We start from the raw sequence: 12,883 nt of genomic DNA on the forward strand, positions 1-12,883 counted from the left end.
CGGGTTCAGGACTTGACGGCGATCAGCAGCGCTTTGGCGGCCGAAGCGGCCTTCAGCGAGTGAGGCTCTCCGGCGGGAATGAGGCGTGAATCCTCCTGGCTCAGGTGCTCCGAACTGCCGCGAATGCTGATATCGACCTCTCCTTCGAGAACCACGACCAGCGCATCGAAAGGGACGGTGCGCTCGCCGAATCCCTGGCCCCGGTCGAACGCGGTCAAGGTGACGCTTCCCGCTTCCCTGTCGATCAGCGTCTTGCTGACGATGCCATTCTTCTGGTGGTCAATCATGTCGAGCAGCGATCGCTTGTCGTTCCTGGGCACGCTTCTCCTCCTCGCCGGGGGCTTCTGCTGCTTTATAGCAGATCGTTTTCCGTGCCCATAAGGATCTAGTTCTCCCTTCTGGGCGGACCTCTATAATCGAAGGTTTTGGGGGAATGGCATGCTGGACTGGGTCCTGGTTGCGCTGGCGGTCGCGTCGCTTCTTGTGCTTCTTCTGGTGCTGGAGCGCACCGCGCGAATCCGGAATGAGATGCTCACGGCTCAGGAAGCTCTCGCGCTGCGCGGTGAGGCGGCGCAGGCGGCGCAGCTGCGCGCGCTCGGGGTCGAGCTCGCACAAAGTGCGGAACGCCGCGCCGAGCGCCTCGCGTCCCATCAGGCCGAGATCGCCGAGCGACTGCGGGCCCAGATCTCCGAGCTGCTGCGCGCGAACGGCGAAGCGCTGTCGGCGCTGCATCGCAGCTTCGAGACCGTCTCGGCCGCCCAGCGCGAGGAAGGGGCGAGTCGCCTGGCCGAGCTCGCCAGCGGTATCGCGGCGCGCCAGGAGCTCCTCCGCACCCAGCTGACCGAGCTGGTGCTGAAGACTCTGGCCGAGCAGTCGCGGGCCGAGCGCGAGCTGGTCCAGGAAGGTCTCGCGGCGGCGGCGAAGCAGCAGGCGGAAAGCGTGGAGGCGCTGACCCGGACGACCGGCGAGCGGCTCGACGCGATCTCGGGCATCGTCCACGAGCGGCTCGACGAAGGCTTTCGCAAGACCAACGAGACTTTTGCCAGCGTGATGGCGCGCCTCGCGACAATCGACGAGGCGCAGAAGAAGATAGACGGGCTGACGACCAATGTCGTGAGCCTCCAGGAGCTGCTCGGGGACAAACGTTCGCGCGGCGCTTTCGGCGAAGTCCAGCTCGAAGCGCTGGTGCGCAACGCCCTGCCTCCGGACTCCTTCGCTTTCCAGGTGCCGCTGGCGAGCGGGGTGCGCGCCGACTGCGTGTTGACGCTGCCCGAGCCGACGGGGCGGGTCGCCGTCGATGCGAAGTTTCCGCTCGAGAACTACCACCGGATGTTCGACGCGGGGGAGGCTGAGCGACGCGCCGCGCAGAGCGCTTTCCGCGCTGACGTGAAGCGCCATGTCGATGCGATCGCATCCAAGTACATCGTGGCCGGTGAGACTTCGGACGGAGCGGTGATGTTCGTGCCGGCCGAAGCGGTGTTCGCCGAGATCCACGCCTACCATCCTGAGGTGGTCCAGTACGCAATGCAGCGGCACGTCTGGATCGTCTCGCCGACGACGCTGATGGCGGTTCTGAACACCGCGCGGGCAGTGTTGAAGGACGTCGAGACGCGCCGCCAGATCCATGTGATCAAGGACGCGCTGGGCAAGCTCGCCAAGGATTTTTCGCGCTTCGACGAGCGCATGCTCAAACTCGCGACCCACATCCGCCAGGCCAACGAGGACGTTCAGGAAGTGCACACGTCGAGCCGCAAGATCACGACCCATTTTGCGAAGATCGAGTCGGTTCAGCTCGAAGAACTGCCGTATCCGCGGGCGGCGGACAAGAACTGAGCGCCCATCCTCGCCCGGTGCAATGTATCCTTGAGGGATCCTGAACCCGGCGCGGTAGGCCGCGCACCAGCATGAACATAGGTTTTCTGATCGCCCTGATCTTCATCAACGGTCTCTTCGCGGCCGCCGAGATCGCATTGATGACGGCCCGCAAGGCGAGGCTGCAGGCGATGGTGGAGCAGGGCGATGGCTCGGCCGAAGCGGCGATCCGCCTCGGCGAGGATCCGAACCGCTTTCTGTCGACGATACAGATCGGTCTGACCCTGATCGGCCTGCTCAACGGCATCATCGGCGAGGCGGCGCTGGCCGTTCCTTTGGCTGCCTGGCTCATTTCAGTGGGCCTCTCCGAGCAGGCCTCGCACATCATTGCGACCGCGACCGTTGTTGTCGGGATCACCTACTTCACGATCGTGCTCGGCGAACTGGTGCCCAAGCGCATCGGTCAGATCCGCGCCGAGGCGCTTGCCCGAGCCGTGGCAAGACCCATGCTAGGCCTCTCCATGGCCTCTAAGCCCTTCGTGCGCCTCCTGTCCGCTTCAACCGACCTGATGCTCAGGCTGCTCGGAGTCGACCAGAGGGATACGCCGGCGGTCACCGAAGAGGAGATCCACGCGCTGATCGCCGAAGGCTCGGACGCCGGGGTGATCGAGGATCAGGAACACCAGATGCTGCGCAACGTATTCCGCCTCGATGATCGCGCGATCGCATCGCTGATGGTGCCGCGCGGCGACATCGTCTATCTGGACATCCAGGACGGGCTGGACGAGAACCTGAAGCGGGTAGCCGAAAGCGAGCACACCCGCTTTCCTGTGCTCGACGGGGGTTTCGAGCATGTGATCGGGATCGCGCATTCGAAGCAGCTGCTCGGCCAGAGCCTGCGCGGAGAGGCGACCGATCTGAGCGCGAACCTCCAGCCTCCGGTCTTCGTGCCCGAGTCGCTGACCGGCATGGAACTGCTCGAACACTTCAAGACCGGAGGAGTTCAGCTCGCTTTCGTCATCGACGAATACGGCGAAGTGATCGGCATCGTGACTCTTCAGGACTTGATGGAAGCGATCACTGGGGAATTCCGGCCGCGCAGTGCCGAGGATTCGTGGGCCGTGCAGCGTGAGGATGGCTCCTGGCTGCTCGATGGCATCATCCCGGTGCCCGAGATGAAGGATTGCCTCGCGCTCAGGAGCGTGCCCGAGGAAGAGAAGGGGCGCTACAACACGCTGGCTGGCATGCTGATGCTGCTGCTGGGGCGCTTGCCCCAGACCGGGGACCACTGCGTCTGGGAAGGCTGGCGCTTCGAGATCGTCGATCTGGACGGCAAGCGCATCGACAAGGTGCTCGCTTCAATCGAGATCGCGCCCGAAGAGTCCGAGTCCGGCGAGGCCCAGGCTTAACGGAGTATTTCGGGGATCTCTTCGCCGCGGGCGAGCTGGCCGGTGCGCGCGAGAAGCCAGGCTGCGAGCGCGTTGCCGATCCAGACCGCGTACCAGGCGAAGACGACGTCGCTGAGGAAATGTCCGCCCTGGGCGATCCTCACGACGCCGACCAGCAGCGATGCTGCGATGCTTGCGGCGAGCCAACGGCGGCGGCGCGCTGGCGCAGCGAGCCAGCCGAAGCTCATCAGCGCGGCGACCCCCGAGACATGGCCGCTGACGAAGGAACAGTTGCGCGCGCACTCGCTGGCCGGACGGAGTGCGACCGTGAAGGTCTGAGCGCCACCGAAATCGCGGATCTGCTCAGGTCGGGCGCGGCCCCAGTGATTCTTCAGGCCCACATCGACGATCATGCCCGGGCCGATCACGATCGCGAGCAGCATGAAACCGAACCAGCGCCGCCGGGCCCTGAGCCATCCGCTCTTCGCGGCAAGGCTCGCGAGCCAGAGCAGAAGGAAGGCGGCAATCGCGAGCCGGGCGCCGCCCCAGACGAGCCAGTAGATGCCCTGGGCGAAGGCGGTCTCGCCGAGCGGAAAACCTGAGCCCGGAACGAAAAAGGCGCGCGCGGCAGCGAGGTCGATCTGCGGAAAGACCGAGAAGGCGAGCGCGGCGAACGCGAAGAGGCCCGCGAGCCAGGTGATCTCCGACTTCGCCGGCATCAGTAGCCCTTGAAGTCGGAGAGCAGCCAGACTCCCGCGTGACGCGAGAAGTCCGGATGAGACTGAACCGAACCGTAGCCGAGCTGCTGGCTTCGAGCGAAGCGGGCGATCGCCCCGGTCGGGGTGCTCTCGGCGATATAGAGCACGTCAATGCCCGGCGTGTTCGGCAGCGAGCGGGTCAGCTGGTACTGGTCGATCACCGTGTGCGAAGGGTTCCAGCTCGCGATCCGCGGCGATTTCGCCCTCAGCGTATAGGCGACATGGGCGAGCATTGTGCGGTCGTCGGCGACGACGAGCAGGTCCGGGTGCGCTTCGATGAAGGGCGACAGCGTCTCGACGAGCCTGTCCCAGTCCTTCATACGTTTGAGCGGGTCGAGCTTGGCGGTCAGCGGGCGCCCGACGAGGTGCAGCACGCTGGGCCAGTGGTAGACGAGGCCGGTGATCGCGAAGTTGAAGACGAGCGCCGCGACGAGCAGGCGAGCCCGCCAGGCTCGGCCTTCGAGCAGCCAGGCGACGGCGAGCAGGGTACCCGAGCAGAAAATCGGCCCGGCCCAGTTCGCGTTGGCGTGGCCGAACAGCGCCTGGGCGCAGACCAGCAGCAGAAGCGGCAGACTGCCGGCGATCAACAGGCGGTCGGCGGGTCGGCTGAGCGCGGCTCTGAGCGGGACCAGCGCGCCGATGAAGCCGATCGCGAGCAGAGGCCCGATCGAGCCGACCTGGGCGCCGAGGAATTCGAGCAGGTTCGAGCTGTGCTCGCGACCGCCATCGACCCGGGTGATGTCCGCGGTGTGGCGCAGGGTCGGGAAGTCGTTCTGCCAGTTCCACCACAGGTTGGGCGCGAGCACCAGCAGCGCGATCAGCGCGGCCATCCAGGGGCCGGGGCGGCGCAGCAGACGGCGCGCTTCAGGCGTCGCGACGAGCAGCGGCAGCGCGGTGAGCAGGAAGGCGCCCATCGTGTATTTGGACATCAGGCCCAGGCCGCAGACGAGGCCCAGACCCAGCCAGTGGGCGAGCCGGTCGCGCGCGATCGCTTCATGGAGAAGCCACAGCGCCGCGGTCCAGAAGAACAGCAGCAGTGCATCAGTCGAGATGAACAGGCCCAACGCCGAAGTAATGGGCAGGGTCAGGAAAGCGATCGCGGCGAGCGTTCCGCAGCGCTCGCTGTAGAGGCGCCGCCCCAGGCCGTAGAGCAGCAGCGCCGTGGCCGGATAGAAGATCAGGCTTCCGGCCTTGACCGCGACCAGCCCGTCGCCCCACAGCGCGGTCGTCGCGGCGATCAGCGCCGCGACCAGCGGGGGCTTGGAGAAATAGCCCCAGGCCAGGTCTTTCGACCAGCCCCAGTAATACGCTTCATCGGCGTAGAGGGTGATTCCGGAATGAGTGATGACCCAGATCCGCCACAGCGTCAGCAGCGTGATCGTGACGAGCAGCCAGGGCAGGCCGCTCGCTTCGGAGACTTGAGCGTTTGCGGAAGGCTTCACGGCAGCACCTTGACGAGGCGGACTCCGCCTTCCGAGTACAGCGTCTGAACGCGGACATCCTTGGGCAGACGGTCGAAACGGGTCAGCGCGAGCTCGCCCGGGCGCGGCTCGCGGGCCGGTGCCTGGCGCTCACGATAGACCGCGAAGCTGGGCTGGAAGAAGTTCCACTGCACCGCTGTTTCCGGATAGCGGCGCGACGCGAGCGCGGCGCGCTTGACCGGACCCTGGAGCAGATCGCCGACGAAAGGCGTGACGACGGTCGAGAGCAGAAGCGAGGTCACGATCGCCGAGACCGCGAGACGCTTCCAGGCCGGCACCGCGCGTGCGAAGAGCAGAGCGGCGACCAGGGCCAGCGCGACGAGACAGGCGATCAGGTAGCTCGCTCCGGCCGCCTGGACCCCGCGCGCGAGCTGGGCCTGGTAATAGCTGTCCTTGACCGCTCCCGCGGCGATCAGCCGCTCGAGAAGGACGGGCAGGGCCGCGAGCAGCGCGAGCAGCAGCAGGGCGGGAAGAAGGCTCAGAAAGCCGCTCTTGAGCCGTTCGCGGTGGTGGGCGATCAGCAGGAAAAGCGGGCTGCAGCCATAGAGCGCGTAATGCGGGAGCTTGGTTCCCGAGAACGAGAAGAAGATCAGCACGAAGCCGCACCAGATCCACAGGAAACGGCGCAGCGCGTCTGAGCTGTCGCGCCTCGCCTCGCGGAGGCCACGCACGAGCAGCCCGGTCCAGGGCAGAAGCAGGACAGGGACGATCAGCAGGTAGTAGAAGAGGCTGCCGCCGTGGCCTTCCATCGGTCCGGTGAAGCGGCCAACGTTGTGCTTCATGATGAAGCCGTCGATGAAGGCCTGGCCGTGGACCGCGTAGATCGCTGCATACCAGGGGGCTGCGATCGCAACCAGGATCAGCCAGCCGATCGGGTCGAAAGACGCACGCAGCCAGGCACCCAGGTCGCGGCGGCTCAGGCAGTAGAGCAGGGTCACGATGGCCGGGATCGCCAGCGCGATCGGACCCTTGGTCAGCACGCCCAGACCTATCCACAGATACATCCGGCGCAGCGGTGCCTTGTCGCGCGATTCGAGGTGACGCCAGCCGTCCAGCATCGCCAGCGTGAGCCACAGGTTCAGCAGAGCGTCAGCGGTCGCGGCGCGGCCGATCACGAAGACCCCGAGCGAGCTCGCGGCGACCAGAGTGGCCAGCCAGCCCGCTTCGCGGCCGCTGCGGCGCCATGCGAAAAGGCCCAGAGCGCTCGCCCACAGCGCGGCGGCCAGAGCCGAAGGCAGACGAAAACTCCATTCTCCGACGCCGGCGAGCGCGACCGGGATCGCCTGAAGCCAGTAGATCAGGATGGGTTTGTCGAAGCGTGGTTCGCCGTTGAGCCAGGTTGAGATGAAGTCGTGACGCACGAACATCTCGCGGGTCGCTTCCGAGAAAGCGCCTTCGTCGACATCGAAGAGTGGCGCGCCCGCCAGGTTCAGCGTCAGCAGAATCAGCGGGATCAGGAAAAGCAGCAGGGTGTCGCGAGCGCTCGCGCGTGGGCCGAGTGAGTTCATGCGGGGGTGTGCCAGGCTTCGTTCGAGTCCAGATCGTCCGGGTCGCGGACCCGGTACTGCGCGGCTGCACCCGATTCGAAGTAGATGCGGGCCAGGGTTTCGGAGAGCACGCCGGTCGAAATGAACTGGATCGCGCCGATCACGCAGAAAAAGCCCAGCAGCAGCAGGGGACGTCCGCCGATCGAGGCTCCAGTGAAGATCTTCAGACCGGCCAGCCAGGTGAGGATCGCCGCGCCGATCATGCCGAGAAAGAGGCCTATGCCGCCGAAGAAGTGACCGGGGCGGGCGCGGTAGCGCATGAAGAAGAAGACCGAGATCAGATCGAGCACTACGCGGAAAGTTCGCGAGATGCCGTATTTGCTCTCGCCGAACTGGCGCGCGTGGTGAGTCACCACTTCCTCGGCGATACGGCGGGGGGTCGTCACCGTCGCGAGCCAGGCCGGGATGAAGCGGTGCATCTCGCCATAGAGGCGAATGTTCTTGATCACGCTGGCGCGGAAAGCCTTCAGGCTGCAGCCGTAGTCGTTGAGGCGGACTCCGGTGATCCGGGCGATCAGCCGGTTGGCGATGCGCGACGGGATCTTGCGCAGGAACATGCCGTCCTTGCGGTTCTTGCGCCAGCCCGAGACCAGATCGAGGTCTTCATTGAGCAGGCGGGCGACCATGCGCGGAATGTCGATTGGGTCGTTCTGCAGGTCGCCGTCCATCGTCACGATCACGTCGCCGCGCGCGGCATCGACTCCGGCCTGCATCGCCGCAGTCTGCTTGAAGTTGCGCATCAGCGAAACGACGCGCACATGGGGGCCGTAGAGAGCCGCGACGCGGGCGAGTTCGTTCGGTGTCGCATCCGAGCTGCCGTCATCGACGAGGATCAGTTCCCACGGATGAGCGTAGTTGCCCAGCACTTCGTCGACGCGGCGAACCAGCGGTTCGACGTTCTCGGACTCGTTGTACATCGGAACCACGACCGAAAGACGGTGAGCGGGGGCCGCAATCTGCGGGCGAGTGGCGTTATCGTTCATGAGTTCTTTCCATTTTTTGACGTGCTTCCCGCGGGCAGCAGCACGAAGGCTGCCGCGCCGGCGATGACCGCGACGGCGATGATGACCAGATGCAGCGCCAGCGCAGCCTGAAGGCTCGCGGCGACGGGAATTTGATGAGGGGCGAGGGCTGCGGCGACTCCGGCTTCATAAGTGCCGAAACCGGCGACGCCCTGAACCGGCAGGATGGAGGCGAGTTCCGCGCCCAGCACCCCGGCCGAGGCGAGGCTCAGCGGGCTCGCGAGCATGCTCGCCAGGAGCAGCGACTGGGCCGCGAGTTTGATGCTCCAGTTGCCCAGAGTCCAACCCCAGGAGCGCAATGCACCGCGGCTGGAGTGGGCCAGCGCGACGCGCAGCTTCGCAATCTTGCCGGCGAGCCCGCCCGCGGCGACCGAAGCCGAATCGTGATTCCTCGCCCAGGCCGGGATCGCCCAGGTCGCGAAGAGTACGGCCAGCGACCAGACGATACGCAGCGCAAGCGGCAGGGCCGGCCAGACCCAGGCCGCGAGCAGCAGCACGACGAAAGCGTCCTGGAGCCTGAGCCAGAGCAGCGAGACCAGCGCGCGGGTCATCGGCACGCCGAACTCACGCTGCAGCAGAATCGGCAGAGCCGCCTCGCCGCTGCGAAAGGGCAGCACGTTGATCGCGGCATTGTGGGCGGTCGTTATCCGGGCGATCGCCCAGAAGCGCGACCCGGCGACGTCGCGAAACTCGTCATGGACGCGCGCGGCGCGCAACAGATAGCTCGCGGTCAGGCCTGCGACTACGAGCAGCAGTGTGCTTGCGGGCAGGCGGGCGAGGTGGAGCCAGACTCCGTGCCAGTCTCCACTGTGGGCGAGCCAGGCGATCAGAGCGATCGAGATCAACAGGGCGAGGGCGCGCTTGATCACAGCAGATCCCGTCGGCGCCGGCCGCTCAGTGCGATGGCGACAAGACCGCCGAGGAAGGCCAGAGCGGCCAGAGCGTTCTGCAGAGGGAGCGCGAGCGGGTAGCCCTGATCTGAGAGATAGAGGCCGATGCCCAGGCCGGTCATCGCGATGCCGAAGAAGATTCGCCAGCCGCGCGCTTCCCAGTTGTGCCAGTGCCGCGACAGCGCCTCACCGGCCATGCCCGAGATCCAGCCACCCAGAGCACCGGCGAGCACGTCGATCGGCCAGTGTGCGCCGACCGCGATCCGCGAGAAAGCGATCAGACAGGCGGCGGGCAGTGCGATCAGTGCGACTTGCCACGGGCGGCGCGAGAAGAAGATCAGCGTCGAGGCGAAGGCGAAGGCGGTCACCGAATGGCCGGAAGGGAAGCTGTTGCTGGTCAGCACTTCGCCGATCACATGAATCTGGTTGGGCGCGAGCACCGCGGCCGGGCGGGCCGCATGGACCAGCGGCTTGAGCAGATGGGTGTAGGCGGCGCCGAAAATCCCGGTGAAGAGCGCTGCGGCCATCAGGCGCGGAAAGCGGACCAGGGTCGGGGCGAGCAGCGCATAGGTGCCGGCTCCGCTTCCCATCAGCGTCACGCAGGACCAGAAGAGTTCGGGTTGTTCTTTGACGGCGCCGTTCAGCGCGACGAAGAGCTCACGCCCGCTTCCGCTCAGAATCAGCAGCAGCATCGCTGCGACGAGCGCGACGACGGGCAGCCAGCGCAGCGGGTGGCGACCGGGCAAATGGCGGGGGCGGTCAGTGAAGATCAGGGATTCGGGCATCTGGGATGCTCAGACAAAAACGCACAATGTTAGCATTCGCGGATACGGTTGGCGGGACAGGAGTGGCTGTGCCAGATCCTCCATCCTATCAAACTCGGCGCGGCTTGCCCCTTGGGCCTTGCCCTTGGCGGTTGGCAAGGCTTGGCGTCAGTGGTAGGCTTGGAGCCGATGTGGTGCAGAGCGGCAGCTGCCGCGCCGGGTATTTCCGACCGGCTCCAGCCGCCAGCCGACGGGGCGAACAGAGGTTCGCCTTTTTTGTATGTAGCTTCTTGACGAATCCTCTCATCTCGCATGTTCGACGCCGTCCGCAACAATAAACGCATAGTTCAGGTCTTTCTGGCCATCATCACCATTCCCTTTGCGCTGTGGGGGGTGGATTCCTATATCCAGAGCTCCGCACGCGATGCCGGGGTGGCCAAGATTGGACGCAGCAAGATCACCCAGCAGGAATTCCAGCAGGCAATGCGCGACGCCCAGGGCCGCATGCGTGAGCAGATGGGGCCGTCTTTCGACCCCTCCACGCTGCAGACTCCCGAATTCCGCCAGTCGGTCATTGAAGACATGATCAGCCAGCGCCTGGTCGATCTTCAGCTCGATGCCTCGCACATGAGGGCGGGCCCGGAAGCGCTGGGTCAGATCATCGGCAACAATCCGGCTTTCCTGGAGAATGGCCAGTTCTCGGAGAAGAAGTTCGAGCTGGCGCTCGCCGAACGCGGCATGACTCCGAGTCGCTTCAAGTCCCTGCTGGCTCAGCAGCTGGCTGAGCAACAGCTTCTTGCGGGTGTGTCGGCCAGCGAAGTCGTTTCGATGGCTTCGATCGACCGCTGGCTTGCGCTGCAGGATGAAGTGCGCGAAGTCGAAGTGGTGCAGATTCCGCTTGCACGCTTCATGCCCCAGGTCAAGCTCGCCGCCGACGCGGCGCGCAAGGAATACGACGCCAACCAGTCCCGCTGGCAGATGCCCCTTCAGGTCAAGGTCGAGTACCTTGTGCTGAGCCAGGCGGCTCTGGCCAATGAGGTCACGGTCAGCGATGACCAGGTGCGCAAGTTCTACCAGGATAATCCGCAACGCTTTGCCGGTGCCGAACAACGCCACGTTCGCCATATCCTGATCGAAGCGCCCAAGAGCGCTCCGGCCGACAAGCGCAAGCAGGCCAGGGCCAAGGCCGAAGCCTTGCTCGCCCAGCTGCGCGCGAAACCCGAACGTTTTGCCGAGCTGGCCAAGGCCAACTCGCAGGACACGGATTCCGGCGCCAAGGGCGGCGATCTGGGTTATATGAGCCGCGGCGGCTCCAAGGACTTCAAGGCGGTTGAGGACGCCGCCTTCGCGTTGAAGGCCGGAGCGGTCAGCGACATCGTCGAGAGCGACTACGGTTACCACCTGGTCAAGCTTGACGACGTGCGCAGCGCCACCGTCAAGCCTTTCGAGCAGGTCAAGGAAGGCATCCTCGCCGACCTGAAGAAGGAAGCGGCCGCGAAGCGTTTCGCTGAAGCTGCGGATAGCTTCACGAATACGGTCTATGAGCAGCCGGACAGCCTGAAGCCTGCCGCCGACAAGTACAAGCTGCAGATCCAGCAGACTCCGCTGTTTGCACAGGTCAAGGGTTTGCCGCCTCCCTTCGATAACCCGAAGGTGCTCAAGGCGACCTTTGCTCCGGAAGCGATCAAGAGCCATCGCAACACCGAGGCGATGGACCTGGGGGATGGCCGCCTGATCTCGGTTCGCGTCATCGAAAGCAAGCCCGCATCGCTGAAGCCGTTTGCCGAAGTGCGGACCCAGATCGAACAACAGCTGACGCTCAAGGAGGCTGCAAAGCTGGCGAGCGCGGAAGGGACCAGGCAGTTGGCGGCGCTGAAGAAGGGCGAGACGCCCGCGCTCGAGTGGAGCAAGGCCGAGAAGGTCTCGCGCGGCAAGTCTTCGTTGCCGCCCGTTCTGGCCAAGCCGGTTTTCCGCGCTTCCGGAAAGCTCCCCGCCTATGTCGGCACCGAGATCCCCGGCGCCGGTTACGGTATCGTCAGGATTCGCTCGATCGAGCCGGGCAAGGCTCCGACGGCCGACGATCCGCGCCGCAGGGCTTTCGCGATGCAATACGGGCGTCTGATCAGCGAACTCGATCGCGCGGCCTACTTTGCCGCTCTGCGCGAGCGCTATACGGTCAAGATCGACAAGGCCGCGCTCGAAGCCAAGGAATGATCTGGAACGAGTGTTGAAACAAGAAAGGGCCGCGCTAGCGGCCCTTTCTGTTTCTGCGCGTGCTGATCGCCGCATCACCAGACAAAGAAAAAGGGCCGCAAATGCGGCCCTCTCAACAGCTGCGTGGGCTGAGTGTCAGGCGTCGGAGTCGGCGTCAGCCACGGCCAGCGCGGTCGTGTTGAAGCCCCCGTCGACGTACATGATCTCGCCGGTCACGCCCGAAGCGAGGTCCGAGCACAGGAAAGCAGCGGCATTGCCCACTTCCTCGATCGTCACGTTGCGGCGCAGCGGAGCGTTCTTCTCGTTGAAGGAGAGCAGCTTTCCGAAGCTACCGATGCCTGAGGCGGCCAGCGTCTTGATCGGACCCGCGGAGACCGCATTGACGCGGGTGCCTTCCGGGCCGAGCGTGCACGCCAGATAGCGAACCGACGCTTCGAGGCTGGCCTTGGCGAGGCCCATCACGTTGTAGTTGGGCATCGTCCGGACCGCGCCCAGATAGGACAGAGTCAGCAAGGAGCCGTTGCGGCCCTTCATCATCGGCCGGGCTGCCTTGGCCAGAGCCGGGAAGCTGTAGGCGCTGATCTCGAGTGCAGTGCGGAAAGCTTCGCGCGAGATGCCGTCGAGGAAATCACCATCCAGAGCTTCTCTGGGGGCGAAGCCGATCGAATGAACCAGACCGTCCAGGCCGTCCCAATGTTCGGCCAGCGAAGTGAAGAGCGCATCGATCTGGGCATCTTCACCGACATCGAGCGGGAACACGAGATCGCTGTCGAACTCGGCCGCGAACTTTTCGAGACGATCCTTGAAACGATCGTTCTGGTAGGTGAAAGCCAGGCTCGCGCCTTCGCGGTGCATGGCCTTCGCAATTCCGTAAGCGATCGACCGATTGCTCAACAACCCGCAGATCAGGATTCGCTTACCTGCAAGAAAACCCATTATGAACACTCCGTTTAGGGGATTGGGGATTATATCGGACGCGCGCGCCATCTCCCAGCCCTGTGGTGATC

11 protein-coding genes are annotated in these 12,883 nt (G+C 65.1%); 3 read left to right on the plus strand and 8 right to left on the minus strand.

Annotated features, from left to right (window positions below):
- Positions 1-5: 5 nt before the first annotated feature.
- Positions 6-320 carry a cupin domain-containing protein gene (locus ACHFB9_RS07190; RefSeq protein ID WP_417070648.1) on the minus strand — a complete coding sequence of 105 codons (315 nt, stop codon included), beginning with the start codon at positions 318-320 and terminating at the stop codon, positions 6-8.
- A gap of 118 nt (positions 321-438) precedes the next feature.
- Between ACHFB9_RS07190 and rmuC the strand changes: the two genes are divergently transcribed.
- Together rmuC and ACHFB9_RS07200 are read left to right on the plus strand one after the other, a co-directional pair.
- Positions 439-1,833, plus strand: a complete 1,395-nt coding sequence (gene rmuC / locus ACHFB9_RS07195) for a DNA recombination protein RmuC (protein ID WP_417070650.1) — start codon at positions 439-441, stop codon at positions 1,831-1,833.
- 71 nt (positions 1,834-1,904) lie between these two features.
- Positions 1,905-3,221 carry a hemolysin family protein gene (locus ACHFB9_RS07200; RefSeq protein ID WP_417070652.1) on the plus strand — a complete coding sequence of 439 codons (1,317 nt, stop codon included), beginning with the start codon at positions 1,905-1,907 and terminating at the stop codon, positions 3,219-3,221.
- On the opposite strand, the gene ACHFB9_RS07205 is transcribed toward ACHFB9_RS07200, so the two are convergent.
- Genes ACHFB9_RS07205 through ACHFB9_RS07230 form a run of 6 tightly spaced genes read right to left on the minus strand, consistent with a single transcriptional unit; the run spans position 3,218 to position 9,683 of the window.
- Positions 3,218-3,919 (minus strand): phosphatase PAP2 family protein, encoded by a 702-nt coding sequence (locus ACHFB9_RS07205; RefSeq protein ID WP_417070654.1) that lies wholly within the window; start codon positions 3,917-3,919, stop codon positions 3,218-3,220. The two genes, ACHFB9_RS07200 and ACHFB9_RS07205, sit on opposite strands and share 4 nt — an antisense overlap.
- Positions 3,919-5,400 (minus strand): ArnT family glycosyltransferase, encoded by a 1,482-nt coding sequence (locus tag ACHFB9_RS07210; RefSeq protein ID WP_417070655.1) that lies wholly within the window; start codon positions 5,398-5,400, stop codon positions 3,919-3,921. The genes ACHFB9_RS07205 and ACHFB9_RS07210 overlap by 1 nt, the downstream gene beginning before the upstream one ends.
- Positions 5,397-6,947 carry an ArnT family glycosyltransferase gene (locus ACHFB9_RS07215; protein WP_417070657.1) on the minus strand — a complete coding sequence of 517 codons (1,551 nt, stop codon included), beginning with the start codon at positions 6,945-6,947 and terminating at the stop codon, positions 5,397-5,399. Before ACHFB9_RS07215 ends, ACHFB9_RS07210 begins: the two co-directional genes overlap by 4 nt.
- Entirely contained in the window at positions 6,944-7,969 is a 1,026-nt protein-coding gene (locus ACHFB9_RS07220) for a glycosyltransferase family 2 protein (protein WP_417070659.1), read from the minus strand. Before ACHFB9_RS07220 ends, ACHFB9_RS07215 begins: the two co-directional genes overlap by 4 nt.
- Complete coding sequence (locus tag ACHFB9_RS07225) at positions 7,966-8,877, minus strand: lysylphosphatidylglycerol synthase domain-containing protein (RefSeq protein WP_417070661.1); 912 nt, start codon at positions 8,875-8,877, stop codon at positions 7,966-7,968. The genes ACHFB9_RS07220 and ACHFB9_RS07225 overlap by 4 nt, the downstream gene beginning before the upstream one ends.
- A complete protein-coding gene (locus ACHFB9_RS07230; protein WP_417070663.1) occupies positions 8,874-9,683 on the minus strand; it encodes a phosphatase PAP2 family protein in 810 nt (269 codons plus the stop codon). Before ACHFB9_RS07230 ends, ACHFB9_RS07225 begins: the two co-directional genes overlap by 4 nt.
- A gap of 291 nt (positions 9,684-9,974) precedes the next feature.
- Here ACHFB9_RS07230 and ACHFB9_RS07235 point away from each other — a divergent pair, with 291 nt between their 5' ends.
- Complete coding sequence (locus tag ACHFB9_RS07235; protein ID WP_417070665.1) at positions 9,975-11,876, plus strand: SurA N-terminal domain-containing protein; 1,902 nt, start codon at positions 9,975-9,977, stop codon at positions 11,874-11,876.
- 135 nt (positions 11,877-12,011) lie between these two features.
- Here ACHFB9_RS07235 and fabI read toward each other — a convergent pair whose 3' ends face one another.
- The gene (gene fabI / locus ACHFB9_RS07240) at positions 12,012-12,812 is read right to left on the minus strand and encodes an enoyl-ACP reductase FabI (protein WP_417070667.1); all 801 of its coding nucleotides are present in this window, start codon (positions 12,810-12,812) and stop codon (positions 12,012-12,014) included.
- Between the last annotated feature and the right edge of the window lie 71 nt (positions 12,813-12,883).

This window comes from Niveibacterium terrae, from assembly GCF_048213115.1.
GTDB classification, from domain to species: Bacteria; Pseudomonadota; Gammaproteobacteria; order Burkholderiales; family Rhodocyclaceae; genus Niveibacterium; species Niveibacterium terrae.

Coding starts and splice junctions, on each gene's coding strand:
- ACHFB9_RS07220 (WP_417070659.1), bottom strand. CDS start 7,969: ATGAACGATAACGCCACTCGCCCGCAGATTGCGGCCCCCGCTCACCGT.
- ACHFB9_RS07215 (WP_417070657.1), bottom strand. CDS start 6,947: ATGAACTCACTCGGCCCACGCGCGAGCGCTCGCGACACCCTGCTGCTT.
- fabI (WP_417070667.1), bottom strand. CDS start 12,812: ATGGGTTTTCTTGCAGGTAAGCGAATCCTGATCTGCGGGTTGTTGAGC.
- ACHFB9_RS07230 (WP_417070663.1), bottom strand. CDS start 9,683: ATGCCCGAATCCCTGATCTTCACTGACCGCCCCCGCCATTTGCCCGGT.
- ACHFB9_RS07200 (WP_417070652.1), top strand. CDS start 1,905: ATGAACATAGGTTTTCTGATCGCCCTGATCTTCATCAACGGTCTCTTC.
- ACHFB9_RS07205 (WP_417070654.1), bottom strand. CDS start 3,919: ATGCCGGCGAAGTCGGAGATCACCTGGCTCGCGGGCCTCTTCGCGTTC.
- rmuC (WP_417070650.1), top strand. CDS start 439: ATGCTGGACTGGGTCCTGGTTGCGCTGGCGGTCGCGTCGCTTCTTGTG.
- ACHFB9_RS07235 (WP_417070665.1), top strand. CDS start 9,975: ATGTTCGACGCCGTCCGCAACAATAAACGCATAGTTCAGGTCTTTCTG.